The following is a 27,000-nucleotide window of genomic DNA, read 5'->3' as shown; positions in this document are numbered from 1 at the left end:
ATGGAAAAAGCATATAAATTGTTAGCTCTACAAGAAGGCATCTCCAACCGTGCCGCCAAAGATCTCATCGATCGTGGTGTTGTATATTCCGCGGGCAAAAAAGTGAGTGTTGCACGTGGAGAGTTACTTGAAAACACTAAATTTAAAGTTGAAAAAATTGCACCTATCAAAGTTATTTTTGAAGATGAATTTATTATGGCGGTAGACAAACCTGCCTTCATGACCTCAGAAGAGGTCGCGGAGATTAAAAAATTACCATTATTGCACCGATTGGATCGAGAGACCAGTGGCGTTTTACTATTAACCAAAGATGATGAGTTCCGTATAAAAGCAGTCAATGCGTTTAAAAAGCGTGAAGTTCAAAAAGAGTATTTAGCCATTGTTGAAGCCAAGATTGTTGAAGCCGTAGACATTAATGCTCCTATCTTGACTATTAAAAAAGGTAATACGGCTTACAGTAAAATCAGTGATGAAGGTAGAGATGCAATCAGTCACGTTGAGCCTTTGATGATTGAGGGAAAACGCTCTAAAATTAAAGTACGTATTGAAACAGGTCGAACCCATCAAATTAGGGTGCATCTTAAAAGTATTGGCGCTTCTATCTTGGGAGATACTGAATACGGTGGACGTCCGTATAAACGTTTGATGTTACACGCTTCTAAAATCATGCTCTTAGGCTATATTTTTCAAACGAAAGAACCTGAAGATTTTATTAAATTTAGCATTTGATAAAAAAAGAATTTATTCCATAAAAAGCCCTAAAAATAGACTTTAGAAAGCATTCTAAAGTTCTAAATTGTCAAATGAGTTTTAAGGTTTAATTTAGTTTAAAGTATTTGTTGTGTAAAATTGCATTCCTTTGCCAAAAGCAGGTATGTGTGAATAGATTAAAAGGATAGTTTGTGCTAGAGGTTTTAACCGATTCGTTTCGATCAGCGATAAATAAAATACGTTTCAGTGATGATGAAAAGTCTTTAAAAAGTGCATTAGAGAACCTTAAAAAAGCGCTTCTCAAAGCCGATGTTCATCATAAAATTGTACGTGATTTAGTGCGCCAAGTTGAACTGGAAACGAAAGCAAAAGGAATTGGCCAAGTCAATTTTTTACGCTCTTTAAAAACAAATTTAACGACGATCTTAACCGTTCCTGGTAGACAAGGATTTGTTTTTGCATCCAAGCCTCCAACCACTGTATTGATGGTGGGTTTGCAAGGAAGTGGTAAAACAACAACAACAGTCAAATTAGCCAATTATCTCAAAATAAAACAAAAAAAAGTTTTAGTCGTTGCCTGTGACTTACAACGTTTAGCGGCAGTTGAGCAGTTACGCCAACTCTGTTCTGCTAATGAGATTGATCTTTACTCTGAAGAGGCAAATGCCAATCCTGTTGCCATTGCAAAAAATGCAATGAAAAAAGCAAAAGAGGGTTTGTATGATGTCATTTTAATCGATACAGCAGGCCGTCTAGCCATTGATGCCGAATTGATGGATCAGCTAGAAGCCATTAAAAAAGAAGTCACACCGGATGAAATCTTTTACGTAGCTGACTCTATGACAGGTCAAGATGCGGTCAAAAGTGCGGTAACGTTTCATGAAAAAATTACGCTCAGTGGTGTCATTTTAAGTAAGTTTGATGGTGATGGTAAGGGTGGTGTTGCTCTAGGAATTGCTGAGCAAACGAATGTGCCACTTCGCTTTATCGGTGTGGGTGAAAAAGTTGCGGATTTAGAGCATTTTATACCTGAACGTATTGTGAGCCGTTTGATGGGTGAGGGCGATCTTGAAACCTTAGCGGAAAAAACCAGTTCAATTATTGATGAGAAGCAAGCCAAAGCACTGACGAAGAAGATTAAAAAAGGTGAATTTAACTTCAACGACTTTTTAGAGCAGATGGAACAGATGAAAAAGTTGGGAAGCATGAAGTCTTTAATCGGAATGATTCCAGGACTTTCTCAGATGGCAGGACAACTCAAAGATGTTGATATGGAAAATTCGGTTGAGATGAAGCGAATCCGTGCGATGATCGGTTCAATGACGAAAAAAGAGCGTGAAGATCCAGAATTACTGAATAACAGTCGAAAAAGAAGAATTGCTGAAGGTTCAGGACTTTCTCAAGTAGAAGTGAATCGTTTTCTAAAGCAATTTGCAAATGCCGCAAAAATGGCGAAGAAGTTCTCCGGTAAAAAGGGAATGCAAGATCTTCAAAATATGCTTTCGCAGAGTAAACACGCACATCTTCGTTAAGATGTGACGGTTTATACTTGCATGTAAACTTTACATGTAAATCTAAGTCGTAGACAAAATTTAAGGAGACCATAAAAATGGCAACAGTTGTAAGATTAACACGAATGGGTAGAAATAAAACTCCATTTTACAGAATCGTCGTAACAGACAGTAGAAAAAAACGTGATGGTGGATCAATCGAGACAATCGGTTATTACAATCCATTAACAGAACCACAAGTTATCAAATTTGATGCTGAGAGACTTGCTTACTGGAAAAGCGTTGGCGCGAAGATGAGTGACAGGGTTGCTAAAATCACGGGTAAATAATCATGATTGACAAATTTCTCGAAGAGTTTGCCAAGCTTTTGGTAGACAATCCAGCAGGTGTACGCGTTGAGCGAAGCGATGTTGATGGAACATTTTGCGAAGTTGTCATCTATGCAGATAAAATTGATACCGGTAAGTTGATTGGTAAAGATGGCAAAATGATCAATTCACTCAAGACGCTTATCTCTGGTTGTAAAGCAAAAGACGGTATATCTTACAGAGTGACTGTCAAAGCTAACGATGAATAATCAATCTTCACTCATTGAAGTCGCTCAAATTGGGCGACTCGTGGGCTTAAAAGGTGAGCTTAAACTTCACCTTCAATGTGATTTCCCTGAGCAGTTTAAAAAAGGTAAAAAGTTTAAAACCCAAAAAGGTGAAGAACTTGAAGTCTTTTCTTTCAATCTTTCACGTGAGTTAATCTCTTTTGTTGGGTATCAAAGTAGAGAAGAAGCTGCAAAGCTTGTTAATACATTGTTATTTACAACACAAGAAAATTCGATCAATGAATGTGCTCTTAAAGAGGGTGAATTTTTTTGGTTTGATTTGATTGATGCACGCGTTATCGACGAAGATGGAACAGTGTTGGGTAGTGTAGATGAGATAGAACGCATTGCTGTAACAGACTATTTGGTTATCAAAACTGATGAAGCATTAGTCAAAAAAGGGCTTGCTAAAACCTTTTATTTACCCTACATTGAGCGTTATATCATCATGTTTGATAAAGCCAAAAAAGAGGTGCTTAGCAAAGATGGTTTAGGAATTCTGGAGAACTCCTAATGCGATTTTCGTATGTGACACTTTTTGAGGGGTTGATCGCTTCTTATTTTGAAGACTCAATTTTAAAACGTGCCATTGCAAAAGAGCTTTTAAGTGTTGAGTTTTTGAATCCAAGGGACTATACACTCAATAAACATGGCAAAGTCGATGATTATCAAGCCAGCGGTGGCGCAGGACTTGTACTGTTCCCTCAACCTTTGTTTGATCTTTTACGTTCTATCAAACAAGCATCACGTGAAGCATATATTATTTTCCCGACACCTTCTGGAAAACTGTTTACGCAAAACGATGCCAAACGACTGGCACATAAAAAACATTTGGTTTTTGTGAGTGGGCGTTATGAGGGAATTGATGAGAGAGTGATTGAGACATTTGCCGATGAGCTTTTTTGCATAGGTGACTATGTTTTAACGGGTGGTGAACTTCCAAGTCTTGTGATGAGTGATGCGATCAGTCGTAATATTAAAGGAGTTCTTGGCAATGAGGATTCTCTAAGTATGGAAAGTTTTGAGAGCCCATTATTAGAGGCACCGTGTTTCTCAAAACCGCCGATTTATGAAAATAAATCAGTGCCCTCAGAGTTTTTAAAGGGAAACCACGCTAAAATCTCAAGCTTAAAAAATAAAATGTCTGAATCTAAAACAAAATACTTCAGACCCGATCTGTTTTCTCGCTTTAGCGCGAAGCATTAGAATGAACAAAAAGGATAATAGATGAGAAATAAATATATTGAAGCTTTTGAAGCAGGACAGATTTCTGAGAAAAATGTTCCACAATTCAGAGCAGGTGACACCCTAAGAGTTGCTGTTAAAATTATTGAAGGCGATAAACAACGTGTTCAAAATTTTGAAGGTGTTTGTATTGCAAGACGCGGTACGGGTACAGGTGAGACTTTTATGGTCAGAAAAATCGGTGCAAACAGTGTTGGTGTTGAGAGAATCTTCCCAATCTATTCTGACAGTATTGAAGAAATCGTTGTTCTTAGACGTGGTGTTGTTAGACGTGCTAAACTCTTTTATCTTAGAGATAGACGTGGTAAAGCTGCAAAAATTAGAGAACTTAGAAAATAATACTTTTTTGGCAGTAATACAAAGAGTGTTACTGCCTTCCCTTCTTTCTCCTCTCCTTTCACCCCAGTTTAAAAGAATTACATGAACTTACAAGAACCTTGTTTAACCTGTATTTATGACCAAACAAAACGTGTGTGTGAACTCCTACATGTAAATGATGAGCAAGCAAAGTCCATTGATACTCTGGCCCAAAATCAGATTCTATTATTTGATAAAAACCAAAACCCTCCACTGAATGCGGCTCCTTTGTATGAAGCAATGGCAGAGCTTTTAAAGCTTGACGATCTTTATGCTGATTTTAAAAAAGCCTCCTCCCAAAAAGCCAAAGCTTTTCTTCCATTGTGCGAAGCAAAAATCAATGCAAGTTCCAATAAACTTTTTGAAGCAACCAAAACGGCTGTTGCAGGCAATGTGATTGACCTTGCAGCTGTGATGTTATATGATCTGGAAGAAGAACTAGAGAAGATTTACCATACCCCATTTGCCATTGATGATTTTAATGCCCTTGAGGCTCAACTGGCAAAGACAAAAATATTAGTTTACTTAGCAGACAATGCAGGGGAAGAGATTTTTGATAAACTCTACATTCAAACTATCACAGAACTCTATCCAGATATTGAAGTTTACTATTTTGTAAGAGGTCGTCCTATCATCAATGATCTTACATGTAAAGACGCACTAGCTTCTGGGATGAATGAAGTCGCCGTAATTGTTGATAGTGGTGTTCCCACTCCTGGTCTTGTCATAGAGCATATGAATGAAAAAGCACGTGTTATTTTTGAAAAAGCAGACTGTATTATCTCCAAAGGGATGGGAAACTATGAATGTTTAGGCGAAACCGAAGGGTTACCGATTTTTTTCCTCTTTAAAGTGAAATGCAATGTGGTAGCCCAAGCTGTGGGAGCACAGCTTGGTAATATTATCTGTAAACGAGGAATTTAACTAAGCTCTATATAGGCATCATGGAGTTTTTTCACACCATCTTCAATCTGTTCTAGACTTGAGTTTGTGTAGTTGAGGCGTCCGTAAGAGCTGACACGTTTATCGGCAAAGAAAACACTTCCCGGCACAAAGGCAACCCCTTTTTTGATGGCGACATCAAACAGTTTCATACTATCATCACATTTTTTAAAATTAACCCAAATAAACATACCACCCTCAGGTACGACGAACTCAATGCTCTCTTTAAAATAGGTGTGGAGTGCTTTTACCATGGCATCTCGTTTGGGACGGTAATATTGGATCAACGTTTTGGTATGCTCTTGTAATTCACCACTTTGCATCATCTTTGCACAAATGTGTTGGAAAAACTTAGAATTTTGCAAATCCGTACTCTCTTTACTGAGTGTTAATGCACTGATAATCTCTTTAGGTGCTCTCATCCAACCGATGCGAAAATCGGGTGCTAAAGTTTTTGAAAATGTTCCCAGCGCGATGGTGAGTTCAGGCAATAAATCAGCAAAGGCTGTCGTTTGAACACCGTCATATCGTAGAGCTTCGTAAGGACTATCTTCAAGTAAAATAACGTTGTATTTTTTAGCAATTCGTACCACTTCTTTGCGGGTTTCAAGGGTATACGAATAACCTGTTGGGTTTTGAAAAATGGGTATCGTATAGAAAAATTTAGGTGAATAATCGCGAAATAACGCTTCAAGCGCAACCGTATCAACACCGTTTGCGTTGAGTGGCGCTGCTTTGATCGTTGCATTGTACATATGGAAAAGTCCCAGTGCTGCAAGGTAGCTTGGATCTTCAACGATAATACAATCTTTTTCATCCAAAAAGGTTTTACAGACTAAATCAAGCCCTTGTTGTGAACCGTTGGTCAACATAATTTCTGCTGATGTCGTGCCCACATATTTTTTAGCAATCTCAACTTTGAGCGCCTCAACACCGGAAGCATTGCTGTATTGGAACAGACGATTATCTTCTGTCTCAAAAAGTTTTTTGGCATGTTTTTCAATGCTGTCTCTTGGGAAAAGAGCGGCATCAGGAAGTCCGCCAGCAAAAGAGATAATGGAGCTTTGTGCCGTTAAGTCTAAGATTGTTCGCGTAAATGAACGTGATGCGGTGGTAACACGTTTTGCAAATTTGGTTTGCATTGCCTAGCCTTTATTAAAAATGTATCGAAATTATAGCGCTTCTTCTTTGGATTAGCCACATGAAATGAGGGATTAGTTTTGTCCATTTGTGCTATAATTGTTTCATGAAACAGAAACAAATCACAAAAAATGATCATATTGAGCGCGTCAATGAAGTGCTTTTTTATATCCATGGAGATATTGCAAAGAATTTTGGCGTGGATGAGCTCTCCTCTTTGGTGGCAATGTCTCCGTTTCATTTCAATCGTATTTTTAAAGAAGTGACAAGTGAAAGTCTGCACGCTTACATTAAGCGTGTTAAGCTTGAACATGCGGCTAATCTTTTACTTTTTAACCCAGAGGCTACGATAACGCACATTATGCATGAAGTGGGTTTTATCTCCAATGCTTCCTTCTCGCAAGCCTTTAAAGAGAATTTTGGTGTAACGCCAACCAAATGGCGCGAAGTGGACAAAGCCAATGAAAATAGAGACTATACGTTTGTGGATAAACCTTTACATGTAAAGATTGGTACGATGCCTAGTTTTGATGTGGCCTATGTGAGGCATAAAGGGTATGATCGCAGCATTAAGATGGCGTGGTTGAAGCTTCAAGAGTGGGCATTACGTCAAGGTATCGACTTTTCTGAACAAACAATGATTGGGTTACATCATAGTAATCCACGCTTTGTAGAGTCCTCTTTGTGTCATTATGTGGCATGTTTAGAACTTCCCTTGGGTAAAAAATATTATCGAAGTGCAGAAGTTGGCGTAATGCGGATCCCTCAAACCTTTTGTGCCGTTTTTTCATTGCAAGGTGTGTATGGTGATCTTAAAAAATTTATGGATGTCATTTACCATGAATGGCTCCCCAAAAGTAATTACGAAAAGGCATCGCTTCCCTCTTTTGCGGTATATCGAAAAAATCATTTTATCAATGCCAATGAGACGTTTGATCTGGACTTTTGTGTTCCCGTACGATTTAAATAAATAAAATTATCATTAATTCATCCTTTTAAGCAACCACCAAACAAACCAAGGTTACAATCTTCAAAGATCACAAAAATGACACAAGGAGTTTGTTATGGATGCACTGTTCTTAATTGTTCCGATTGGGGTTGCTTCAACGCTGTTTGTCTTTTTCTTTTTTGAGAAAAGAGCCATTGCTGCTAAGAAACTTAAAGAGTCTAAAGGCTTACCCGCTCCGAGTGTAGAAGATTTTTATGAGAAGTTTCAGCGCTATGAAACACTCTTTAATGTAATTGGTTTTTTTATAGCTTCTTATGTGATTTCATTAGCCCTAGCAAGCATCACGTATAATCCAAGCTATGGGTTAACCCATGCACTCTCTTATATTTTTGCAACAACATTTATTGGGACAATCATTATTTTTGGAATGAAACTGAAAAAAAGCATTTTAATACAAGTATTTGCCACATTTTTGTATGGGGCACCACATATTGTAGCCTCATCGCTTGCATTTTTAACACGCTATATCATCGGCTAAAATTACAAGGACGCTATTTGGCGTCCGTTTCTTCTAAGCCTTTTTTGTTATAATATGCAAAAAAGAGTCTCTATGAAATACCCTCCAATTTTTATTACTGCTACCAATACGGATATTGGGAAAACCTATACCACTCTTAAGCTTCTTGAAGCACTCAGCGCAAAAGGACTCAAGGTTGGTGTTATGAAACCTATTGAGACAGGTGTTATCACGCATCCTTTAGACGCTACAGTGTTGTTTGAAAATGCAAAACGTTTAAATCCTGCACTTGAAGTCCTAAAGATGAGGGATATTACGCCATATCAATTTGAACTTCCAGCTGCTCCTTATGTTGCAAAAGGGCGTAAGAAAATTAGTTTAGAGTTATTGGAAAGTGCTTACGCAAAGATCGAAGCATTGTGTGATATTGTCCTCATTGAAGGAGCAGGCGGACTTCTAGTTCCGATTGAAGAAGATCTCTACATGTACGATTTTATTCGTCTCTTTCATGCCAAAACACTCTTGGTTGGGCATGACCAACTAGGATGTATTAACGACATTTTGCTTAATCTTCATCTTTTAGATGGTCTAGGGGTAGATGATTATGAATGGTGCATCAATTTTAGAGGTGATCGTACCCGTTTCGATGAAATCACTCTGCCATTTTTTAAAAAACTGTTTGGCAGAGTGCTTTCGCTTCAAGACGATTGCGATGAAATCATCAAAAGTTTAGTAAGTTACCATGACGTCGAGGTGGATAAACTCTAAGGGTTTGTCCGAATACTTCACGATCGTTTGACCTTTGTAATTGGCGGTATTGCGGTACCCCATAAACTGCTCGGAACTTTTTTCTTCATAGCGTGTGGTACAACGTCGCTCCATACGATAACCGGGAGGTGGTGGTGTACTGCTAGCACTTTGTTCGCCGATATTTTTACCCACGAGGGTTCCTACGATGGCTCCACCCACAGTTGCGGCTGTATTACCCTTGCCACTACCGATTTGGTGTCCTAAAACGCCACCTGCGACACCGCCGATGAGTGCTCCTGCAACGCCGCTTCCTTCGCTAGGCGGTGGAGGAGCGTATTGTACGGCGACTTGTTCATCCCAACACTCTTGGTACGGTACCCGCGATGTGACCATTCGGTACTCGGGTTTACTGGTGATCACGCGTACCTCTTCTGCCATATGCATGGTCTCCGCATAAAGGAGAGAACTCACAAACAGAAGCGGGGCGTAAAAGATTTTTTTCATGTTACCTCCTTTTTCGCGGAATTGTACCACAGAGAATTGAATGAAGTGTTAACGAAACTTACAGTCAAATTTTGTTATTATTTTCGCAAAATCATGAAGGAGCGGTGCGTGAACCATTTGATTAATACACGGGATTTTTCGTTGGAAGAGATTGAGAAGTTGCTTGAGAGGGCAACAGAGTTTTTGGATGAAAAACCACGAGAAATTTTAAAAAATAAAACGGTCATTACCATCTTTTTTGAAAACTCTACTAGAACACGAAGTAGTTTTGAAATTGCAGCCAAACGCCTTGGTGCAATGGTTGTTAGTCTTGATGTCTCACGTAGCTCTTCTAGCAAAGGTGAAACACTTTTTGATACCGCGGCAAATCTTGATGCCATGGGACCTGATGCTATCGTGGTACGTCATAAAAGCTCAGGAGTACCACATATCTTAGCTAACTATGTTAACTGCCCAATTGTCAATGGTGGTGATGGCGCTCACGCACACCCGACGCAAGCCTTGCTCGATCTGTTTACCATGAAACGCCATTTTGGTGATGTTCGTGGTAAAAAAGTGGCCATTGTGGGAGATATCAAAAACTCCAGAGTTGCGAACAGCAACATTGAGCTTCTAGCGCGAGTAGGCGTTGAAGTCATTTTAGTAGGACCGCCACATTTCTTGCCTCAAACAGACCTTCGCGTATACCACACTATTGAAGAAGTGATTGATGAAGTCGATGTGATTATGAGTTTACGTGCTCAAACGGAGCGCCACGCAAATCAAATTTATGCTTCACTAAAAGATTATGGTGCTGATTTTTGCATCACGTCAAAACTCATGGGAGATCGTGACATCATCATTCTTCATCCAGGCCCTGTACACCGTAATGTCGATGTCGATGATTTCATGATGAAAGATCCACGCTCTAAAATTTTAGAGCAAGTGAAAAATGGTGTAGCCGTGAGAATGGCGGTTTTGGAGAAGCTGATTGAACATTGAGTTTGCCTCGAAACTCAATGCCTTTGGTAAGGAGAAAACACCTTTCTTCTTTATGATTGATTATGCGGAAAAACAGTTTGAGGCATTTGTTCTTGATGCCATTCCTCATGGTGTTTTATACCAATTAGAAACCCAAAGTAATGCCTCTAATACTTTTACATGTAAAGATTTTTCTTGGTCGAAAACACCTCCTTCAAAAGAGCAGTATCGTGCTCAGATGGAAGCGGTTATTGAAGAGATAAAAGCAGGCAATACCTATTTGCTTAACCTGACATCTCCTACACGAATTGAGCTCTCGTGTTCACTCGAAAATCTTTTTTATACCGCCAATGCTCCATTTAAACTCTGTTATCATGAAGCATTTGTCTGTTTTTCACCCGAGCGTTTTGTAGAAATAAGGAACAATCGCATCAGCACCTATCCGATGAAAGGTACGATTGATGCGAGCATTCCTAATGCTAAGGAGATGATCTTAAACGATGAGAAAGAAAAAGCGGAGCACGTGATGGTGGTTGATCTTTTACGCAATGACCTCTCTATGGTGTCAAAAGACGTGTGTGTGGAGCAGTTTCGCTACGTAGAAAAGATTCAAGCAGGCGACAAAGAGCTTTTACAGGTTAGCTCTAAGATCACAGGGATGTTGGATGAAAATTGGCATAATACTGTTGGCACGATCCTTGCAACATTATTGCCTGCTGGTTCTATCAGTGGCACACCCAAACGCAGTAGCGTGGAGGTTATAAAACGTCTAGAAGGTTACGATAGGGGCTTTTTTACGGGCATCTTTGGTGTCTATGATGGAAAAACTTTAGACAGCGCTGTGATGATTCGCTTTTTGGAAAAGACAAAAGAAGGTTATGTGTTTAAAAGTGGTGGCGGTATTACGCTTTTGAGTGAGGCAGAAAAGGAGTACGATGAGTTGTGTGATAAAGTCTACATCTCCCTGTTTTGAGACGCTTAAAGCGGTAGATGGCAAAATTTTCCACCTTGCCTTTCATCAGGCACGGTTTGATCAAACGCGTCAAGCGCTTTACGGCTCAATGTCTAAAATCGTTCTCTCAGAGCATTTGTCTCCTCCTAAAGAGGGTATTTATCGAGTACGTGTTGAATATGCTGAAGTGCTTCAGAAAATTGAGTATATTCCTTGCGCTCTACGCACACTTCAAACATTTGCATTCGTCGAGACTGAAATAGATTACGCATATAAATATTGTAATCGAGAGGCTTTAAATGCCCATTTACAAGGAAATAGTGATGATGTTATCTTTACATGTAAAGGGAAGCTTCAAGATACGAGTATCGCAAATATTGCGCTTTTAATTGATGGTGAATGGAAAACGCCACTTCATCCACTTTTAAAGGGAACGACACGAGAGCGATTGCTTAAAAGTGGTGCACTCAAAGCTGAAGTTTTGGACATGAAAAGCCTTCAAAAAGCTCAGAAATTTGCTATAATGAATGCACTTATAGGATTTAAAATCATTGATAACGTATTATGGATAAAGGAATAAATTTGAATTGGGATCTTTCAGCACTCTATGAAAATGAAACCGTATTAGAAGCGGATTTAAAAGATGCCGCATCACGTGCAAAAAGTTTTGCATCTGTTTGCAAAGGTAAACTTAAAGAGTTACATGTTAATGAGTTTTTAGAATCAATTAGAGAGTATGAATCGATCAATGAGACCTTGGGTCGTATTATGACGTATGCTTTTTTAAAGTTTGCAACCAATAGCGACAATGGCGGATTTTATGCCAAATACCAGCAAGCCCATAGCACTATCGCTGAAGATCTTCTCTTTTTTGAACTTGAATTTAACAAGCTTTCTAAACCAAAACAAGAAGAGTTGATCGCAGCGGCTCCCACCTATAAATATTATTTAGAATCACTGATGGAAGAGAAGCCTTATCAGCTTAGTCAAAAAGAAGAGCGTATTCTTCTTAAAAAAGAGATGACTTCAGCTTCGGCATTTAGCAGACTTTTCGATGAGCATTTTAGCCGCTTGAAGTTTTCTTATGAGGGTGAAAAGCTCTCCGAAGAGGAGATACTCAGCAAACTTCAAGACTCCAATCGTGAAGTGCGTCAAAAAGTAGCCAGTGCTTTTACAAAAGGACTTAAACCGCATCAACCCCTTTTGGCATACATCTTCAATATGATTAAAACGGATCTCGCAAGCGAATGTGAACTTCGTGGTTACAAAAATGCGGAACAGTCACGCCATATGGATAATAAAATTACACAAAAAAGTGTCGACGCTTTGATTAAAAGTGCTGAAAGTAGTTTTCATTTGGTACAAGATTATTACGTTGCTAAAGCAAAACTTTTAGGACTCACTGAGCTTTATGAGTACGATCGTTATGCCCCATTGGAAGAATCCACGGAAAAATTTGATTTTCAAACATCGAAGAAAATAGTGCTTGATGCCTTTAAAAAGTTCAATCCTAAATTTTATGAAATTGCCTCTATGGCTTTTGAAAAAGGGTGGATTGACGTATTCCCTAAAGATAAAAAAAGGGGTGGAGCATTTTCTCATCCAGCAACGCCGAGTACACATCCCTATGTGCTTTTAAACCATACCGATACGAGACGTGACCTCTTTACTTTGGCGCATGAACTAGGGCATGCAATTCATCAGTATCTCTCACGCGATGTCGGCTATCTTGGCAGTGATACACCTTTAACGACGTCTGAAACAGCGTCTGTCTTTGCGGAAATGCTTGCCTTTGATGCTATTAAAGATAATTTGAGCGTGAGTGAAAAACGCTCTTTATATGCCAGTAAAATTGAAGATATTTTTTCTACCCTTTACCGACAAATCAATTTCACAACGTTTGAGCGTAAAGTACATGCGCACGAAGGCGAGTTGGATCTTGAGACATTTAACCAGTATTGGATGCAAGAGAGTCAAAAAATGTTTGGCAAGAGTATTACACTCACAAAAGATTACGCGCTTTGGTGGAGCTATATTCCTCATTTTATTCACTCACCTTTTTACTGTTATGCCTACAGTTATGGGCAATTACTGGTTTTAGCACTTTACGGACTGTATAAAAAAAGTGATAAAGCAGTCTTTGTTCAAAATTACACAAGCTTTTTGAGTGCAGGTGGAAGTCAAAGTCCAAAAGAGTTGATTAAAAAATTTGGGTTTGACATTGAAGATGAGCATTTTTGGCAATTAGGTATTAGCGAAATAGAATCCCTCTTAGCAGAATTTAAAGGAATGTGCGATGCTTGAAGCGTTACTTGGGAGTGAAGAGTTTTATGGATTAATGAAAAGGCACACCAAAGAGGTGTTGGAGTTGTTGCTTAAGCGTGGGGTAAATTTTTCAATTTTAACAAATATCTCTGATGTTACCTTTGATCCTGAGTTGCCTTCTGAAATCAGACAGAACTTTAAGCCGATTACGATGTTCTTTTTAGCAGGGTATACCTTTGAGAGTACCCAAGTTTACAATGGAAGAATTAGCTTTGAAGCAGGGTTTGGTAGCGATAATTTTGGCTCTTTGGTTAGTTTACCGATTGAAGCAATTTTACAGATTATTATTGAAGAGATTCCTGTATTTATTAACTTAAGTACACCTCCAAAATCTCACGTAAAAGTGCCTAAAGAGACTGGACTAAAACGCTCAATGGAAGCGCTTATGTCCAATCCTAATAATCAAAAGCTTATTAAAAAGTAGCACTAAGCTTTAATCTCTTGTTTGCTCATAATGTAGTTGATAACATTGTCAATCAGCGCATCATGTTTACGATCTTTGATGTAGCAAAGATAGAGCATACGTGTCAATTTCAAGCCTTTCATCTTTGTGGTATACAGCAGCCCATTTTCTAACTCATCAGCAATAATATGTTTTGAGATAATGGAAACAGTTGGTGTATCTTCGATATTTGCTTTCATCAGGGTATGTTTGACTGCGGTCGAACTCGTGACAATACTTTTAACTTTAAAACTTTTACAATCCACATCCATCTTCTCAAATGTTTCATGAATAATCTTGCGTGTATTGGACTCTTCTTCGCGACAGATCCAATTATAAGAGAGTAAATCTTCTTTTTTAACCAGTTTAGGCAGAGGTGAGCGACTGGTAATTACGAGTTCATCTTCTAACCATTCGCGGTAAATAATTCCCTCTTGAAAGATAGGTGCTTCAATGAGTGCTAAGTCCACTTTTTTATCAAGCAGTTTTTCCGTAATTTCTGCAGCATCTTCCACTTTGAGCATGACATTATTTTTAATGGCTTCTTGTATGTCATTCAAAAAATTTGGCAGAATATAGTTACCAATCATTGGTGAAGCTCCAAGCACAAAAATAACCTCTTTATTCACAAGACGCAGCATCTCTCTCTCTGCCGCTAAAAGGTGTTTTTCAAGCTTGATAGCTACCTTGAAAAGTTCTTCACCTGCGGTGGTGAGTTTGATACCATTCTTTTTACGATCCACAATTTGAATATCTAAGTATTCTTCAAGAAGTTTTATCTGTTGTGTGACAGCAGGTTGGCTGATGCCAAGTTTTTTAGAAGCTTTAGAAAAGCTTTTTTCTCGTACAACGGTCAAAAAGGTTTCCACTTTTGAGAAATCTTTCAGCATGAAATAATCCTTTTATTTTATAAATATTTTTGATAACACTTGAAATATTATAACAAAAAATAATAACAAAAACAATGGATAATGCTACACTTTTTTGATCAAAACTTTTGTTTATCGTAGCGTTTCAATGATGAAAAAAATCTGTAGAGTTTTGCTTAAAGTTTTTTTGCTATAATAAATACAATTTATATCATAAAAAAGTAGATGAACGTATGCAAGATTTAACGATGTTAAACGAGTCACAACAAGATGCGGTAAAATGTGTAGATGGCCCTGTACTCATCTTAGCCGGTGCGGGAAGTGGAAAAACCAAAACGATCACGTCGCGCTTGGCTTATTTACTCTCCTTAGGGATTCCACCTGCCAATACCTTGACGCTCACCTTTACGAACAAAGCTGCTTGTGAGATGCGAGAGCGTGCTATGGCGATGATAGAGGAGCATACGTATCCACCGCTTTTATGTACGTTTCATAAATTTGGTCTGCTTTTTTTAAAGTTTCACATCGAAAAAATAGGGCGTAAAAATAGCTTTGTGGTCATTGATACCGATGATAAAAAGCGCATTTTAAAGAGCTTTAGTACCAGTACTGAACTTCCAACGGGAATGATTGCCAGTGAGATTTCACGCTATAAAACTTCCTTGATTGATCCAAAAGTGGCATGGGAGAAAGCAGAGCAAAAAAGCTACCAAGTCATCGCTAAAATTTATGAGCAGTATGAAGACTATTTGGAGTCCAATAACTTGGTTGATTTCGATGATCTTTTAGTGCTTCCTTATAAAATTTTAGAAAGTGATGATGCTTTGTGTGAAGAGGTGAGTCATCGCTATCAGTACATCATGGTCGATGAGTATCAAGATACCAATGAACTTCAATACAAATTGTTGCGCAAACTCTGTTTTAGCCATAACAATCTTTGTGTCGTGGGCGATGATGACCAGAGTATTTATGGATGGCGTGGTGCAAATATTAAAAATATTTTAGAATTTCACGAATCGTTTGACAATGTTAAAATCGTGAAGTTAGAAAAAAACTACCGTTCTACTACACAAATTCTAAAAGCGGCGAATGATTTGATTGAGCATAATCGTGGACGTATTGGCAAAGTGCTTGAAAGTACCAAGGGTGATGGCAAAGCTATTGAAGTGATGGATTCACACGATGAAAATCAAGAGGCACATTCCATTGCAAAACGGATTAAAAAACTCATTCTCAGTGGTGTGAGCCCTAATGAAATTGCTGTTTTGTACCGCATCAATGCGCTCAGTCGTTCCTTAGAAGAGGGGTTAAATAAAGAGCAGGTTCCTTACAATATGGTGGGTGGTGTCAAGTTTTACGAACGTGCTGAAGTCAAGGATGTCATCAGTTATCTGCGTGTGATTGCCAATCCTCACGATGATTTTTCCATTAAACGCATTATCAATCGTCCGAAGCGTGGACTGGGGAAAGTCACCATTGAACGTATGATTAAATCTGCCTACGATAACCGTCAATCCATTTATGAGTACATTACATGTAATGAATCTGCCATTGAAAAAGAGGCAACAAAGAAAGCTTCCTTGGCGCTTAAAGAGTTTGTTCAAAATATCGCGCACATTCGGAGTATTCAGGAAAATTCCACCTACGATATGATTGATGCGATTGAAGAATCTTTTGCCATAAAAGAGTATTACAACAACCAACCTGACTCGTTGGAGCGTATCTCTAACATTGATGAATTTTACGGACTTTTTCGTGATTATGTCAAGCAAAATCCTCAAATGAATGTGGATGATTTTTTAAATGAACTTGCACTGCAAAGTGATCAAGACCAAATTGACAGTGAAAATATCTCTATTATGAGCATTCATGCGAGTAAAGGCTTAGAGTTTGAGTATCTTTTTGTGATTGGTTTGGAAGAGGGTTTCTTCCCACTGATAGGAGATGGTAGTGACATCGAAGAAGAGCGACGTTTAGGGTATGTTGCCATTACCCGTGCTAAAAAAGAGCTCACGCTGAGTTTTTCTGCGAGTCGTTTTTACAAAGGGCGTAGAACCGAGCTGACCAAAAGCCGTTTCTTGAAAGAAGCAGGGGTGTGTGAAGGAAGTTTGATTTTTGAGAAAACGACTTCTTTTAAAAAAGGTGATTTGGTGAAACATAAAATCTTTGGCATTGGTCGTGTCACAGAGATCAGCAAAGTGGGACGAGAGTTTAAATTGCAAATTAATTTTAGTGGTACAAGGCGTGACATTTTGGCGTCCTTTGTGGAGAAGATTTAGTGGATAACCGCCTTTTTGTTGCCTATAAGCCTTCAGGTATGGTTTCAAACCATTTTTTAAGCCGCATTAAACGACGTTACACTGTTAAAAAAGCAGGATTTTCAGGCACGCTTGACCCTTTTGCTCAGGGCATTTTGATTATTGCCTTTGGGCAGTTTACAAAATTGTTCCGTTTTTTGAAAAAAGCGCCAAAAACGTACCGCGCAACACTTTGGATAGGTGCATCAAGCCCAACACTCGATATCGAAAAGATTGAAAAAGTCGAACAGATGATGCCGTTTCATCCCGATTCTGTCAACTTCATTCTTAAAAGCATGATGGGCGAAATAACCTATTTACCTCCAAAATATTCAGCTAAAAAAGTTGAAGGGGCAAGAGCGTATGATTTGGCACGTGCCGATAAAGACTTTGAGCTTAAAGCCATTACCAGCACCGTTTATGACTGTCATTTAATCCACTATGCCCATCCTTTTTTGACTTTTGAAGTGACTCTTTCTGAAGGTGGATATGTTCGTAGTATTGGGGCATTAATTGCACAAAAACTTGGTTTTTCTGGCTCTTTGAGTGCATTGGAACGGCTCAATGAAGGTGCTTTCATCTATGAAAATGAGAAAGAGCTCAATCCACTTGAGTATCTTGATCTGCCTTTGAACCATTATCTTGGAGATCCTCACGATATTTTACTTGGGCGAAAGCTCAGTGCCCAAAATTTTGAAAAACAAGAAGAGGGTATTTATCAAATTGTGATTGATGAAGTCCTTAGCGTTGTGGAAATCAGCGCAAATGGGGTAGAATATCTCTTAAATTCACTATCGCTAAAGGCGTAACATGTTAATACTCACACGAAAAATCGGAGAGGGTGTTGTTTTAAATGAAAATATTACCATTAGGGTCATCGAAATTTCAAAAGGTGTCGTGAAACTAGGCTTTGATGCGCCCAAAGATATGCTGATTTTGCGTGAAGAGTTAGAAAAAGCGATTAAAGAAGCGAACATTGAAGCGAGTAAAAATACGAGCCATGATGCACTCGCTAGTTTGAGTTTTAAGCTTAAATAATGCAGTATCAAGCACACGCCAAAGTCAATATTTTTCTAAAAATCGTAGGAACACGTGGTCATTACCATGAGCTACTTTCACGCTTTATGCTTGTACCTTCTTTATTTGATACGCTAAGCTTTGTTCCTAAAAAAAGCACACAGCCTTTTGAGCTCGTAGGTGATTTTAATTGTCAGTTGGAGCACAATACTTTATATCGTACTTTCATGGTGCTCAAAGCGCATGGATATGATCAAAAAGTGGAACAAGTCATGGAAGATTTTGCTTTACATGTAAAGAAAAATATTCCAACAGGATCGGGTCTGGGTGGCGGTAGTAGCGATAGTGCCACGTTTTTGAAAATGCTCAATGAGACTGCTAATTTGGGACTTGATAGAGAAGCAATGATGCGCCTTGGAAGCGAAGTGGGCGCCGATGTTGCTTTCTTTGCGTCAGGTTATGAGAGTGCCAATGTCAGTGGTATTGGTGAAATAGTTGAGCCGTTTGATGAAAACGCACTTGACATCGAAGTTTTTACACCTTCCCTTGCTTGTAATACAGCATTGGTGTATAAAACCTATAGGGAATATTTCTTGCAATCAATGGATCAAGCGTTAGCTTCGAAAATGGTTGTACTTAAAAGTCCCGAATTGTTGAGCCGTTTTTCTAAGGAAGAACTCAACGATCTTTTTCCAGCGTCTCTTAAGGCCTACCCAGAGCTTAGCACTTATGCTAAAAAAGGGTGGTTTTTTAGTGGCAGTGGAAGCAGTTTTTTTAGACTTAAAGAGGTACTTTAATGGGTGAACCCGTCGCACGCAATAAAAAAGCGTTCCATGATTATGAAATTTTAGAGAAGCTTGAAGCGGGTATTGTGCTTCAAGGTAGTGAAGTAAAGGCCATTCGTCAAGGCAGAGTGAATCTGAAAGATTCGTTTGTCAAGATTATTAAAGGGGAAGCATTTTTACTCAATGCGCATATTTCGCACCTTTCAACGGCCAATCTAAACTATGCTCCCAATGAGAGGGCTCCTCGTAAATTGCTTCTGCATATGAAGCAGTTACGCAAATGGGATATGAAAGTGGCCAAAGATGGCTTAACGATTGTACCATTGGCAATTTATTTTAATAGCAAAAATCTTGCAAAAATCGAGATTGCCTTAGCGCGTGGAAAAAATGAGCATGATAAACGTGAGAGCTTGAAAGAAAAAGATGCGCAAAGAGAAGCTAAAACGGCGATCAAGAATTATGCTTACAAAGAGTAGTTTACATATTATTTATCTAAATAAAGTAGAATAAACCAAAAGTTATATGGGGAAACGTATGAAAAAGTTAATCAGTTCAATCATAATCGCAACACTGCTTTTGTTTACAGGGTGCGGATCTGAATCATCAAGCGTATCAACAGTAAAAGAGACCTACAAAGATGGTGACAAAGTTGAGCTTAAAAGCGTTTCAGGTGCAAAATTGACACTGCTTCGCAAGAATGGTGGTTTTGTGCTTGAAGATGACGAAAACAAAGTTGTATTGATTGATATTTTTGGTACATTTTGTGCCCCATGTCAGGAAGAAGCACCCTCTTTGATGGATTTTCAACTTCAAAATAGTGATGGTGTTATGCTGATTGGTCTTAACTTTTTTGAAGATGTCAGTGATGAGTATGTTGTGGAGAATTTTGCAGCGAAGTACAATGCCTATTATTTTATTACCAATTCACCCAAAAATAAAAAATTGGTTGAGACGATTTTGCAAGACATTAAATATAAAGAAACCTTGCAAGTACCGTTTAAAGTCGTGTTAAAAGATGGAAAGTATCAAAATGTTACGGATATTTATGGTAAAAATCCAGATAATAAATTTTATCTTGGAAAAGTAGATTTGGATATTATCCAAAAAGATATCGATAAACTTACGGCACAATAGAGGCTTTACATGCACCATTTCGAAGGGGATTTTCAAAACGAAACGCTTGATGCGATAGAACTCAAAGAACCACAACTGTATAAAGTTCTATTGCTCAATGACGACTACAGTAGTATGGAATTTGTGATCAAAGTTTTGATGCAAATCTTTCATCATAGTTTTGAAAAGGCCAGCGAAATTATGCTCAGTGTGCATGAACAAGGCAAAGGTCTTTGTGGCATTTATACGTATGAAATTGCGGAGACAAAAGTAGAGTATGTCCGAAAAATGGCCAAAGAGGAGCACTTTCCTCTGCGTGCTATTATGGAAGCAGAATGATTCATTTTATTCTGCGAATGCACATTATCAGGTAAAAAAGGAGTAGATTATGGTTAACCAAGAACTCAATTTTGTTTTCAATGACGCCATAGCTTTTGTAAGAAAGCATCGCTATGAGTATATCACCGTTGATCATCTCTTTTTTGCTCTGTTGAGTAATGAGAATGTGGTTGAGCTTCTGATCAACTGTGGACTCAGTATTACTTTCTTGCAGCGTTCTATGGAAAAGTATTTTGTGGCGAATCCTCAGATTGTGCCTACTGAAGAGACGTATGAGCCTTTAGAAACGGTGGCATTGACTCGCGTTATTGAATCAATGATGTTACATGTAAAGAGTGCAGGCAAGTCAGAAGCCAGTGTGTACGATCTTTTAATTGCGATGATGGATGAAAGCAATGCCTTTTGTGTCTCTTTGTTATTGCAACAAGGGGTTGATAAACTTTTGATTGTTGAAGAAGTAACAGCACTGAGCGCACCCCAAAATAAAGATGCACGCAATGATGATCAAAAAGAGAGTGCATTGGCTAAATATACGATTGATCTTATTGCTCTTGCCAAACAAAAGCAGATTGATCCTCTGATTGGAAGAGCGGATGAAGTGAAACGGCTCATGCAAGTCTTGTGTCGCAGGAAGAAAAATAATCCTCTTTTAGTGGGTGAACCCGGTGTTGGAAAAACTGCTATTGTGGAAGGTTTGGCTGAGAAGATTAGCGAAGGAGGCGTCCCTGAAATTCTAAAAGGCTCTCCCGTGTATGCACTGGATATGGGAGCACTTCTTTCCGGTACAAAATACCGAGGGGATTTTGAAAAACGACTCAAAGAAATTTTGAATGAACTTGAAGCTAAGAAAGGGGCTATTTTATTTATTGACGAGATTCATACGATTGTAGGAGCGGGAGCAACGAGCGGTGGCTCGATGGACCTTTCCAACCTGCTTAAGCCTGCACTCGCTTCGGGGAAAATTCGCTGCATTGGCGCTACAACGTATGGTGAGTTTCGCAATTTCTTCGATAAAGACAAAGCACTGAGCCGTCGTTTTGCGAAGATTGATGTGTTAGAGCCAAGTCTTGAAGACTCTTTTTTAATTCTTAAAGGACTTAAAGGGAGCTATGAGAAACATCATGGTGTGAAGTACCCTAATGAAGTGATCAGAGCTTCTGTCGAACTTGCCAAAAAATACATTAGTGATAAATTTTTACCCGATTCTGCGATTGATTTGATTGATGAAGTAGGTGCTTCGTTTCACTTGGCTAAAAAGCGTAAAAAAGTGGTGGAGATGAGCGATCTTGAAGCCGTTCTTGCCAAAATTGCCAACATTCCAACGCGCAGTGTGAATAAAGATGAGGGCGAGGTGATGCAACACTTAGAAGCGCATCTCAAATCCAAAATTTTCGGTCAAGATGCGGCGATTGAGGCATTGGTTAAAGCCATTAAACGAAGTCGTGCAGGGCTGGGAAATCCGACTGCTCCGATTGGTTCATTCTTGTTTACAGGCCCTACGGGCGTGGGTAAAACAGAAGTGGCGAAACAACTCGCTTTCGAGTTAGGTGTCCATTTTGAACGCTACGATATGAGTGAATATATGGAGAAACATACGGTTAGCCGTCTCATTGGTGCTCCTCCTGGCTATGTGGGGTATGATGAGGGTGGTCAACTGAGTGAAGCGATTAAAAAGCATCCGTATACGGTATTATTGCTCGATGAGATCGAAAAAGCACATCCTGATATGCTCAACATCCTGCTTCAAATTTTTGATAGTGCAACCTTGACCGATAATAATGGAACAAAGATAGATTTTCGCAATGTTATCATCATTATGACCTCCAATCTTGGAACGAAAGAAGCACCAACGATGGGCTTTACGAAGAGCGAGAGCAGTCGAATGGATCATGCGATTAAAGACTTCTTCTCTCCTGAATTTAGAAATCGTTTAGATGACATCATTCACTTTGCGCCATTGTCCGAGCCTGTGATGATCAATGTGGTTGAAAAACTTTTAAGTGAGCTTACCGAGCAGCTTAAAGATAAAAAAGTCGAGATTATTGCAACCTTGGCCGCTAAAAAACAGCTCGCCAGTGAAGGGTATAGCAAAGAGATGGGTGCACGTGTGATGCGTCGTGTGATTCAAGAAAAGATTAAAACGCCGCTCTCTGAAGAGGTTCTTTTTGGCAAGCTCAAAAATGGTGGCGTGTGCAAAATAGATTATAAAGCTAAAAAATGGGTGTTTGAATACAGCGGTGGCAACTAAGAGACTCATCCCTCAGCTGCATCCGAATGATTATACCTTCCCTGATCCCGAAGATGCCAGCGATGAGGGACTTTTAGCATGGGGTGGTGATCTCAAACCTGAGCGACTCCTTCGTGCTTATGTTCAAGGCATTTTCCCATGGTTTAACGAGGGCGATCCCATTTTGTGGTGGTCGCCCGATCCTAGGCTTGTGCTCTTTCCCTCTGACATTAAAATCTCTAAAAGTTTAATCAAAAGCATGAAACATTTTGAAATACACTATGACACCTGCTTTGAGCAAGTGATGCGTTTGTGTTTGGAAACGAGGCTTGCCAAAGGTCAAAAAAGCTGGATCAGCGAAGATTTGATCGCGGCTTTTTGTACTTTACATGTAAAAGGGTTTGCGCATTCCGTCGAGTGCTTTTTTGAGGATGAATTGGTCGGTGGCTTGTATGGACTCTACCTTGGTGGCGTATTTTGCGGCGAGTCAATGTTCTCAATAAAGCGTGATGCTTCAAAGGCTGCGTTAGTAGGACTTTGTAAAAAACTGAAAAGCTTGGGGGGCGATTTTATCGACTGTCAACTTCCCACCGATCATCTTCAATCTTTAGGTGCATCGGTGATACCACGCGAGAAATTTCTAGCAATGTTAGAAAATGCTTTAGAAAATTGCACGACAAAAGCATGGTGATGGTATGCCTTTTATCTTTACATGTAAAAGAAGTTTGAGATGATTGAACACGTCGCTCCCGTTTTTATTTTTGTTGCGTTAGGATACATTTTTAAAACCATCAAACACGATATTTCTGAAGCTTTAACCGAATTTGTACTCTACTTCTCCTTACCCGCACTTGCTCTTTCTAAAATACCTCATATGACGTTTAATCATGAAGTTTTTTCAATCATTCTTATTGCCTATATCACCATGGCACTCTCTTTGATACTGGGATATAGTGCGGGACGATTTTTGAAAATGGATCGTAAAAATCTGGTCACGATGATGGTTATTGTCGGTTTTGGCAATACAGGCTTTGTTGGCTTTTCTTTCATCGAGTCCTTTTATTCACTCAATCATGTCAGTTATGCACTTGTATACGATCAAATTGGTACGTTTATTGCCTTAATGACGTTTGGAATAGCGCTCATTGCGTGGGGTGGAGGAGAAGAGCAGCGGGGACGAGATGTGGCAAAACAGATATTTTTTTCGCCTCCTTTGATGGCGGTTGTCGTTGCTGTTGGATTTCATGGAACGGATTTTCCTCCACTTATTGAGAGCATACTTGATAAATTCCAAGCGACATTAATTCCTCTAGTGACAGCCATCGTTGGTATGAAGTTAGAGTTTCGTACCTTATCGCTCTATTTTAAAGAGAATATGATCGCTTTGTGTTTAAAAATGGTGGTTGCTCCATTTTTGATACTTATAGGTCTTTACTTTTGGGTTGATTTAAAAGAGGATTGGGTGAAAGTAACCTTTTTGGAAACAGCGATGCCTCCGATGACACTGGCTGTTGTTTTTGGTATTAGAGGAGGGTTGAACAAAGCACTTTTGATTAACGCTCTTGCCGTAGGCATTCTTTTCTCGTTCGTGAGCATTGGTTTATGGAATCTAATTATTTCATAGTAACCCTACAATCAAAGAAATTTTTAGATTAAAGAGAGTAATATACTCCTTATAAATAAGCGGTGGGCTCACCGGAGCCTTGGTTCAAACTTTTAATTTTATTTGATGTTTCGTCTCTTCAAGAAACCCTAAATGGAAAACAAAAGGATGGAAAACGAGTTTTCAAACTTTATGCATGAGATGCTTTGCTCGAAAGCATAAAAGTTTAAAAAAATAAGCGTTTTATTCTCGAAAGGATTAAAACAAGCGTTTTTTAAGCGTGTTTGAAAACGGGAAAACAAAGAAATGGAAAACAAAAATGGAACACACAAAACACTACCTTTTTACTTCTGAAGTAGTCAGTCCAGGTCACCCTGACAAATGTGCCGATATCATTGCCGATAGCATTGTTGATGCACTTATCATTGCCGATAAAAACTCACGCGTCGCCAGTGAGGTTTTCGTCGCAGGTAAACATGTCATCATTGGTGGCGAAGTCAATACCAAAAGTATTCTCTCCTTTGCGGATTATGAGAAAATCGTTAAAGATGCACTCGCTAAAATTGGTTATGATGGAAAATCAGCCTTTACGAAAGAGCAATGTTTACATCCCGATGAAGTCAAAGTTCAAGTGCTTCTCAACCAGCAAAGCAGTGATATCAACCAAGGTGTTGATCAAGAAAGCGGTGAAATTGGTGCAGGCGATCAAGGCATTATGTTTGGTTTTGCCTCTTCTGAAACGGCTGATTTTATGCCAGCTGCGATTACGTATGCCAGAATGTTGTGCGATAAAGTTTATAATTATGCCCTCACTCACAACCATAAATTGGGTGTGGATATTAAAACACAAGTAACGGTTGATTATGGTACGAAACAAAATTTTGAAGAGTGCAAACCGCAAAAAATTCATACGATTGTTGTCTCAGCACCTTCGAATGAGAGTCTTCCGATTGAAGAAGTACGTGTTTTGATTAAAGGCTTAATTGACGATACAGGACTTCCAACCGAACTTTATGATCCCAACAATACGATTATCCACATTAACCCAACGGGTCGTTATGTGAACCATAGTTCACTTCACGATTCTGGACTTACGGGTCGTAAATTGATTGTCGATAGTTTTGGTGGATACTCTCCGATTGGTGGCGGTGCACAATCCAGTAAAGATTACACCAAAGTGGATCGTAGTGGTTTGTATGCAGCACGTTGGATTGCTAAACATATCGTCGCAGCGGGTCTTGCAAAAAAATGCTCCGTTCAACTCTCTTACGCTATTGGTGTTGCAAAACCTGTCTCAATTGCTGTTGATACATCAGGAACATATACGAGCATCAGTGATGATGAGCTCTCTTCTTTTGTACTTGAAACATTTAGTCTCACACCACGCTGGATTACCAACAAATTTGGTTTGGATAAACCAAGCAGTGATACTTTCTTGTATGCTGATGTTGCGGCACGTGGGCAAGTAGGTCAGAGTGACTATCCGTGGGAACAGCTGGATAGTTTAGAACTCTTTAAAGCACTCAAAAAATAGTTTACATGTAAAGATATTTCTCTGTAGAAGCTATCGTGGTTTTCGCGTAGCTTTTACATGAGAAATAGACTCTTAGGGGTATATAATTCCGCTTTTTCCACTATTGGCACTATGGTAAATAATCGTTTGATATTTTTTTGCATAATAGCGTAGCAAGAGATATTGCAAGGTTTGCTCTGTAGATGGTGTAAACCACGCGTTATTGCTCACAACAATCATCTGTTTTGGATTGCCAACAAAAAGCTTATCATTGGTTCCTTCATAACAAATAGCACTTCTAAAGGTAACGCCATTGATGACAAAATCTTGCGGTGCTTTTGCTTTTTGATAGTCTTTTGCCCCATCAAAAAAGAGTTTATTGATGATCTCAACGATAAATGCAGGGAAAGGAACCTCTTCACCAAAAGGGACAAGAATAATTTTATGAGCGATTTGCATCTCTCCTTTTTGAAAAAGATACGATGAGTTAAAAAATCCTTGATCTTCTTCATAGGTTAAAGAACCTGCCACAATGGCAATCTGCTCTGAATATTTTTTGAGAGAGGCAATTAAACGAGGAGCTCGGTTAAGATAGAGTGGAAAAGCACTTTCCGGTAAAATAATGAGCTCTTTGTGTTCAGCAATCGCTTTTTCAATCAAGGCAAAATTAAGATCAATTGCTTTTTGTTGATATGCCTCATCCCAACGCTGTGATTGAGGAATATTCATGGTTGGTATAGCGACATCTAGGGGTGTTTCAGGCATCGTTTGTGATGAATGAAATGAAAGTGCCGCAATGAGGGGGATCACTGCAAAGCTTTTCGTCCATTTGGGTAATACTTTAAACAGCGTTATAGCACTTAAAAACAGTCCAAAGGAGAGCAGGGATGTTGAAAAATAGGTATCAATCAAGGTCAGTTGCAGTTTGAGCCAATTAAAACGAAAAGGATCTACAAAACTGATCCCAAAAAGGAGTGGAAGTTGTACGTAAATAGAGCTTCCAAGCCTTCCAATAAGCCAAAAAAGAAACCCATACACCAATGCAATCCCAAGAATAATAAACGGTATCAGAAACACCAAGTCATAATAAACAAAACTAAAACTAATCCAATAAAACCATAAAAGCCCTGTGAAAAAACCACTCCAAAACCAGACAATACGATTTTCACCTAAAAGTAGGTAAAAGCCTGTTAGGGCGAGTAAAGAGTTAAGTGTGAGGAATGTAAGTTTAAAATACGCGAGGTAGATAAAAGCACAAAGACATAAAGCAATAACAAAGGCTTTTATTATGTAAATGCGGGTAAAATAAATATCTAAATTTTTTTTCATAAAGGATT

The 27,000-nt window shown here is 38.9% G+C and carries 31 protein-coding genes; 27 read left to right on the top strand and 4 right to left on the bottom strand.

Translation table 11 applies throughout. The features are described from left to right. The 8 genes from SJPD1_RS10130 (at position 1) to SJPD1_RS10100 (ending at position 5,343) form a co-directional block, all read left to right on the top strand. Positions 1 to 729, top strand: a complete 729-nt coding sequence (locus tag SJPD1_RS10130; RefSeq protein ID WP_096047061.1) for an RluA family pseudouridine synthase — start codon at positions 1 to 3, stop codon at positions 727 to 729. 173 nt (positions 730 to 902) lie between these two features. After that, positions 903 to 2,243, top strand: coding sequence for a signal recognition particle protein (gene ffh, locus SJPD1_RS10125; protein ID WP_096047060.1), 1,341 nt, complete (start codon positions 903 to 905; stop codon positions 2,241 to 2,243). 77 nt (positions 2,244 to 2,320) lie between these two features. After that, complete coding sequence (gene rpsP / locus SJPD1_RS10120; protein WP_025345392.1) at positions 2,321 to 2,551, top strand: 30S ribosomal protein S16; 231 nt, start codon at positions 2,321 to 2,323, stop codon at positions 2,549 to 2,551. 2 nt (positions 2,552 to 2,553) lie between these two features. Then, positions 2,554 to 2,799: a KH domain-containing protein gene (locus SJPD1_RS10115; RefSeq protein ID WP_037959462.1), complete on the top strand. Its 246-nt coding sequence runs from the start codon at positions 2,554 to 2,556 to the stop codon at positions 2,797 to 2,799. Beyond that, positions 2,792 to 3,331 (top strand): ribosome maturation factor RimM, encoded by a 540-nt coding sequence (gene rimM, locus SJPD1_RS10110; RefSeq protein ID WP_096047059.1) that lies wholly within the window; start codon positions 2,792 to 2,794, stop codon positions 3,329 to 3,331. Before SJPD1_RS10115 ends, rimM begins: the two co-directional genes overlap by 8 nt. Further along, on the top strand, positions 3,331 to 4,023 hold the full coding sequence (trmD, locus tag SJPD1_RS14585; protein WP_191342045.1) for a tRNA (guanosine(37)-N1)-methyltransferase TrmD: 693 nt from the start codon (positions 3,331 to 3,333) through the stop codon (positions 4,021 to 4,023). The genes rimM and trmD overlap by 1 nt, the downstream gene beginning before the upstream one ends. 21 nt (positions 4,024 to 4,044) lie before the next feature. Further along, the gene (gene rplS, locus SJPD1_RS14580) at positions 4,045 to 4,401 is read left to right on the top strand and encodes a 50S ribosomal protein L19 (RefSeq protein ID WP_191342044.1); all 357 of its coding nucleotides are present in this window, start codon (positions 4,045 to 4,047) and stop codon (positions 4,399 to 4,401) included. An 81-nt stretch (positions 4,402 to 4,482) separates the two neighbouring features. Then, positions 4,483 to 5,343 (top strand): damage-control phosphatase ARMT1 family protein, encoded by an 861-nt coding sequence (locus SJPD1_RS10100; RefSeq protein ID WP_096047058.1) that lies wholly within the window; start codon positions 4,483 to 4,485, stop codon positions 5,341 to 5,343. Here the strand turns inward: SJPD1_RS10100 and SJPD1_RS10095 are convergent. Continuing rightward, on the bottom strand, positions 5,340 to 6,503 hold the full coding sequence (locus SJPD1_RS10095; RefSeq protein ID WP_096047057.1) for an aminotransferase-like domain-containing protein: 1,164 nt from the start codon (positions 6,501 to 6,503) through the stop codon (positions 5,340 to 5,342). The two genes, SJPD1_RS10100 and SJPD1_RS10095, sit on opposite strands and share 4 nt — an antisense overlap. Before the next feature lie 104 nt (positions 6,504 to 6,607). On the opposite strand from SJPD1_RS10095, the gene SJPD1_RS10090 reads away from it, so the two are divergent. The 3 genes from SJPD1_RS10090 (at position 6,608) to bioD (ending at position 8,735) form a co-directional block, all read left to right on the top strand. Then, complete coding sequence (locus tag SJPD1_RS10090) at positions 6,608 to 7,471, top strand: AraC family transcriptional regulator (protein ID WP_096047056.1); 864 nt, start codon at positions 6,608 to 6,610, stop codon at positions 7,469 to 7,471. A 94-nt stretch (positions 7,472 to 7,565) separates the two neighbouring features. Then, a complete protein-coding gene (locus SJPD1_RS10085) occupies positions 7,566 to 7,988 on the top strand; it encodes a hypothetical protein (protein WP_096047055.1) in 423 nt (140 codons plus the stop codon). A gap of 72 nt (positions 7,989 to 8,060) precedes the next feature. Then, positions 8,061 to 8,735, top strand: coding sequence for a dethiobiotin synthase (gene bioD, locus SJPD1_RS10080; protein WP_096047054.1), 675 nt, complete (start codon positions 8,061 to 8,063; stop codon positions 8,733 to 8,735). Here bioD and SJPD1_RS10075 read toward each other — a convergent pair. Next, positions 8,697 to 9,221, bottom strand: a complete 525-nt coding sequence (locus SJPD1_RS10075; RefSeq protein ID WP_210394359.1) for a glycine zipper 2TM domain-containing protein — start codon at positions 9,219 to 9,221, stop codon at positions 8,697 to 8,699. The genes bioD and SJPD1_RS10075 overlap by 39 nt on opposite strands. A gap of 108 nt (positions 9,222 to 9,329) precedes the next feature. On the opposite strand from SJPD1_RS10075, the gene SJPD1_RS10070 reads away from it, so the two are divergent. Genes SJPD1_RS10070 through SJPD1_RS10050 form a run of 5 tightly spaced genes read left to right on the top strand, consistent with a single transcriptional unit; the run spans position 9,330 to position 13,882 of the window. Further along, on the top strand, positions 9,330 to 10,202 hold the full coding sequence (locus tag SJPD1_RS10070) for an aspartate carbamoyltransferase catalytic subunit (RefSeq protein WP_210394358.1): 873 nt from the start codon (positions 9,330 to 9,332) through the stop codon (positions 10,200 to 10,202). Then, entirely contained in the window at positions 10,192 to 11,154 is a 963-nt protein-coding gene (locus SJPD1_RS10065) for an aminodeoxychorismate synthase component I (protein ID WP_210394357.1), read from the top strand. The genes SJPD1_RS10070 and SJPD1_RS10065 overlap by 11 nt, the downstream gene beginning before the upstream one ends. Continuing rightward, positions 11,117 to 11,713, top strand: coding sequence for an aminotransferase class IV (locus tag SJPD1_RS10060; protein WP_096047053.1), 597 nt, complete (start codon positions 11,117 to 11,119; stop codon positions 11,711 to 11,713). The genes SJPD1_RS10065 and SJPD1_RS10060 overlap by 38 nt, the downstream gene beginning before the upstream one ends. A 2-nt stretch (positions 11,714 to 11,715) precedes the next feature. Beyond that, a complete protein-coding gene (locus SJPD1_RS10055) occupies positions 11,716 to 13,437 on the top strand; it encodes a M3 family oligoendopeptidase (RefSeq protein ID WP_096047052.1) in 1,722 nt (573 codons plus the stop codon). Next, on the top strand, positions 13,430 to 13,882 hold the full coding sequence (locus SJPD1_RS10050) for a hypothetical protein (RefSeq protein WP_096047051.1): 453 nt from the start codon (positions 13,430 to 13,432) through the stop codon (positions 13,880 to 13,882). The genes SJPD1_RS10055 and SJPD1_RS10050 overlap by 8 nt, the downstream gene beginning before the upstream one ends. A gap of 2 nt (positions 13,883 to 13,884) precedes the next feature. Here SJPD1_RS10050 and SJPD1_RS10045 read toward each other — a convergent pair whose 3' ends face one another. Beyond that, positions 13,885 to 14,790: a LysR family transcriptional regulator gene (locus SJPD1_RS10045; RefSeq protein WP_096047050.1), complete on the bottom strand. Its 906-nt coding sequence runs from the start codon at positions 14,788 to 14,790 to the stop codon at positions 13,885 to 13,887. Between the two features lie 212 nt (positions 14,791 to 15,002). On the opposite strand from SJPD1_RS10045, the gene SJPD1_RS10040 reads away from it, so the two are divergent. The 11 genes from SJPD1_RS10040 to metK all read left to right on the top strand — a co-directional run bounded on the left by SJPD1_RS10040 (position 15,003) and on the right by metK (position 25,684). Then, positions 15,003 to 17,048 (top strand): ATP-dependent helicase, encoded by a 2,046-nt coding sequence (locus tag SJPD1_RS10040; protein ID WP_096047049.1) that lies wholly within the window; start codon positions 15,003 to 15,005, stop codon positions 17,046 to 17,048. 38 nt (positions 17,049 to 17,086) lie between these two features. Continuing rightward, positions 17,087 to 17,875 carry a tRNA pseudouridine(55) synthase TruB gene (gene truB, locus SJPD1_RS10035; RefSeq protein WP_245391489.1) on the top strand — a complete coding sequence of 263 codons (789 nt, stop codon included), beginning with the start codon at positions 17,087 to 17,089 and terminating at the stop codon, positions 17,873 to 17,875. A gap of 1 nt (position 17,876) precedes the next feature. Beyond that, entirely contained in the window at positions 17,877 to 18,104 is a 228-nt protein-coding gene (csrA, locus tag SJPD1_RS10030; protein WP_096047047.1) for a carbon storage regulator CsrA, read from the top strand. Next, the gene (locus tag SJPD1_RS10025) at positions 18,104 to 18,880 is read left to right on the top strand and encodes a 4-(cytidine 5'-diphospho)-2-C-methyl-D-erythritol kinase (RefSeq protein WP_096047046.1); all 777 of its coding nucleotides are present in this window, start codon (positions 18,104 to 18,106) and stop codon (positions 18,878 to 18,880) included. The genes csrA and SJPD1_RS10025 overlap by 1 nt, the downstream gene beginning before the upstream one ends. Further along, the gene (gene smpB / locus SJPD1_RS10020) at positions 18,880 to 19,344 is read left to right on the top strand and encodes an SsrA-binding protein SmpB (RefSeq protein WP_096047045.1); all 465 of its coding nucleotides are present in this window, start codon (positions 18,880 to 18,882) and stop codon (positions 19,342 to 19,344) included. Before SJPD1_RS10025 ends, smpB begins: the two co-directional genes overlap by 1 nt. A 58-nt stretch (positions 19,345 to 19,402) precedes the next feature. Continuing rightward, entirely contained in the window at positions 19,403 to 20,002 is a 600-nt protein-coding gene (locus SJPD1_RS10015) for a TlpA disulfide reductase family protein (protein ID WP_096047044.1), read from the top strand. A gap of 9 nt (positions 20,003 to 20,011) precedes the next feature. After that, positions 20,012 to 20,320, top strand: coding sequence for an ATP-dependent Clp protease adaptor ClpS (locus SJPD1_RS10010; RefSeq protein ID WP_096047043.1), 309 nt, complete (start codon positions 20,012 to 20,014; stop codon positions 20,318 to 20,320). Positions 20,321 to 20,369: 49 nt separating this feature from the next. Then, positions 20,370 to 22,568 carry an ATP-dependent Clp protease ATP-binding subunit ClpA gene (gene clpA / locus SJPD1_RS10005; RefSeq protein ID WP_096047042.1) on the top strand — a complete coding sequence of 733 codons (2,199 nt, stop codon included), beginning with the start codon at positions 20,370 to 20,372 and terminating at the stop codon, positions 22,566 to 22,568. Further along, positions 22,558 to 23,238: a leucyl/phenylalanyl-tRNA--protein transferase gene (aat, locus tag SJPD1_RS10000; protein WP_210394355.1), complete on the top strand. Its 681-nt coding sequence runs from the start codon at positions 22,558 to 22,560 to the stop codon at positions 23,236 to 23,238. Before clpA ends, aat begins: the two co-directional genes overlap by 11 nt. Positions 23,239 to 23,277: 39 nt before the next feature. Further along, positions 23,278 to 24,171 carry an AEC family transporter gene (locus SJPD1_RS09995; RefSeq protein WP_096047041.1) on the top strand — a complete coding sequence of 298 codons (894 nt, stop codon included), beginning with the start codon at positions 23,278 to 23,280 and terminating at the stop codon, positions 24,169 to 24,171. Positions 24,172 to 24,469: 298 nt separating this feature from the next. Beyond that, a complete protein-coding gene (gene metK, locus SJPD1_RS09990; RefSeq protein WP_096047040.1) occupies positions 24,470 to 25,684 on the top strand; it encodes a methionine adenosyltransferase in 1,215 nt (404 codons plus the stop codon). 72 nt (positions 25,685 to 25,756) lie between these two features. On the opposite strand, the gene SJPD1_RS09985 is transcribed toward metK, so the two are convergent. Beyond that, positions 25,757 to 26,992, bottom strand: coding sequence for an apolipoprotein N-acyltransferase (locus SJPD1_RS09985; protein ID WP_096047039.1), 1,236 nt, complete (start codon positions 26,990 to 26,992; stop codon positions 25,757 to 25,759). Between the last annotated feature and the right edge of the window lie 8 nt (positions 26,993 to 27,000).

Source organism: Sulfurospirillum diekertiae (assembly GCF_002309535.1).
Lineage (GTDB): Bacteria > Campylobacterota > Campylobacteria > Campylobacterales > Sulfurospirillaceae > Sulfurospirillum > Sulfurospirillum diekertiae.
Note: the sequence above shows the minus strand (reverse complement) of the source record. Positions and strands in the feature narration are given on the sequence as shown.

Coding starts and splice junctions, on each gene's coding strand:
- SJPD1_RS10130 (WP_096047061.1), top strand. CDS start 1: ATGGAAAAAGCATATAAATTGTTAGCTCTACAAGAAGGCATCTCCAAC.
- rpsP (WP_025345392.1), top strand. CDS start 2,321: ATGGCAACAGTTGTAAGATTAACACGAATGGGTAGAAATAAAACTCCA.
- SJPD1_RS10115 (WP_037959462.1), top strand. CDS start 2,554: ATGATTGACAAATTTCTCGAAGAGTTTGCCAAGCTTTTGGTAGACAAT.
- rimM (WP_096047059.1), top strand. CDS start 2,792: ATGAATAATCAATCTTCACTCATTGAAGTCGCTCAAATTGGGCGACTC.
- trmD (WP_191342045.1), top strand. CDS start 3,331: ATGCGATTTTCGTATGTGACACTTTTTGAGGGGTTGATCGCTTCTTAT.
- rplS (WP_191342044.1), top strand. CDS start 4,045: ATGAGAAATAAATATATTGAAGCTTTTGAAGCAGGACAGATTTCTGAG.
- SJPD1_RS10100 (WP_096047058.1), top strand. CDS start 4,483: ATGAACTTACAAGAACCTTGTTTAACCTGTATTTATGACCAAACAAAA.
- SJPD1_RS10095 (WP_096047057.1), bottom strand. CDS start 6,503: ATGCAAACCAAATTTGCAAAACGTGTTACCACCGCATCACGTTCATTT.
- SJPD1_RS10090 (WP_096047056.1), top strand. CDS start 6,608: ATGAAACAGAAACAAATCACAAAAAATGATCATATTGAGCGCGTCAAT.
- SJPD1_RS10085 (WP_096047055.1), top strand. CDS start 7,566: ATGGATGCACTGTTCTTAATTGTTCCGATTGGGGTTGCTTCAACGCTG.
- bioD (WP_096047054.1), top strand. CDS start 8,061: ATGAAATACCCTCCAATTTTTATTACTGCTACCAATACGGATATTGGG.
- SJPD1_RS10075 (WP_210394359.1), bottom strand. CDS start 9,221: ATGAAAAAAATCTTTTACGCCCCGCTTCTGTTTGTGAGTTCTCTCCTT.
- SJPD1_RS10060 (WP_096047053.1), top strand. CDS start 11,117: ATGAGTTGTGTGATAAAGTCTACATCTCCCTGTTTTGAGACGCTTAAA.
- SJPD1_RS10050 (WP_096047051.1), top strand. CDS start 13,430: ATGCTTGAAGCGTTACTTGGGAGTGAAGAGTTTTATGGATTAATGAAA.
- SJPD1_RS10045 (WP_096047050.1), bottom strand. CDS start 14,790: ATGCTGAAAGATTTCTCAAAAGTGGAAACCTTTTTGACCGTTGTACGA.
- SJPD1_RS10040 (WP_096047049.1), top strand. CDS start 15,003: ATGCAAGATTTAACGATGTTAAACGAGTCACAACAAGATGCGGTAAAA.
- truB (WP_245391489.1), top strand. CDS start 17,087: ATGGTTTCAAACCATTTTTTAAGCCGCATTAAACGACGTTACACTGTT.
- csrA (WP_096047047.1), top strand. CDS start 17,877: ATGTTAATACTCACACGAAAAATCGGAGAGGGTGTTGTTTTAAATGAA.
- SJPD1_RS10025 (WP_096047046.1), top strand. CDS start 18,104: ATGCAGTATCAAGCACACGCCAAAGTCAATATTTTTCTAAAAATCGTA.
- smpB (WP_096047045.1), top strand. CDS start 18,880: ATGGGTGAACCCGTCGCACGCAATAAAAAAGCGTTCCATGATTATGAA.
- SJPD1_RS10015 (WP_096047044.1), top strand. CDS start 19,403: ATGAAAAAGTTAATCAGTTCAATCATAATCGCAACACTGCTTTTGTTT.
- SJPD1_RS10010 (WP_096047043.1), top strand. CDS start 20,012: ATGCACCATTTCGAAGGGGATTTTCAAAACGAAACGCTTGATGCGATA.
- clpA (WP_096047042.1), top strand. CDS start 20,370: ATGGTTAACCAAGAACTCAATTTTGTTTTCAATGACGCCATAGCTTTT.
- SJPD1_RS09995 (WP_096047041.1), top strand. CDS start 23,278: ATGATTGAACACGTCGCTCCCGTTTTTATTTTTGTTGCGTTAGGATAC.
- metK (WP_096047040.1), top strand. CDS start 24,470: ATGGAACACACAAAACACTACCTTTTTACTTCTGAAGTAGTCAGTCCA.
- SJPD1_RS09985 (WP_096047039.1), bottom strand. CDS start 26,992: ATGAAAAAAAATTTAGATATTTATTTTACCCGCATTTACATAATAAAA.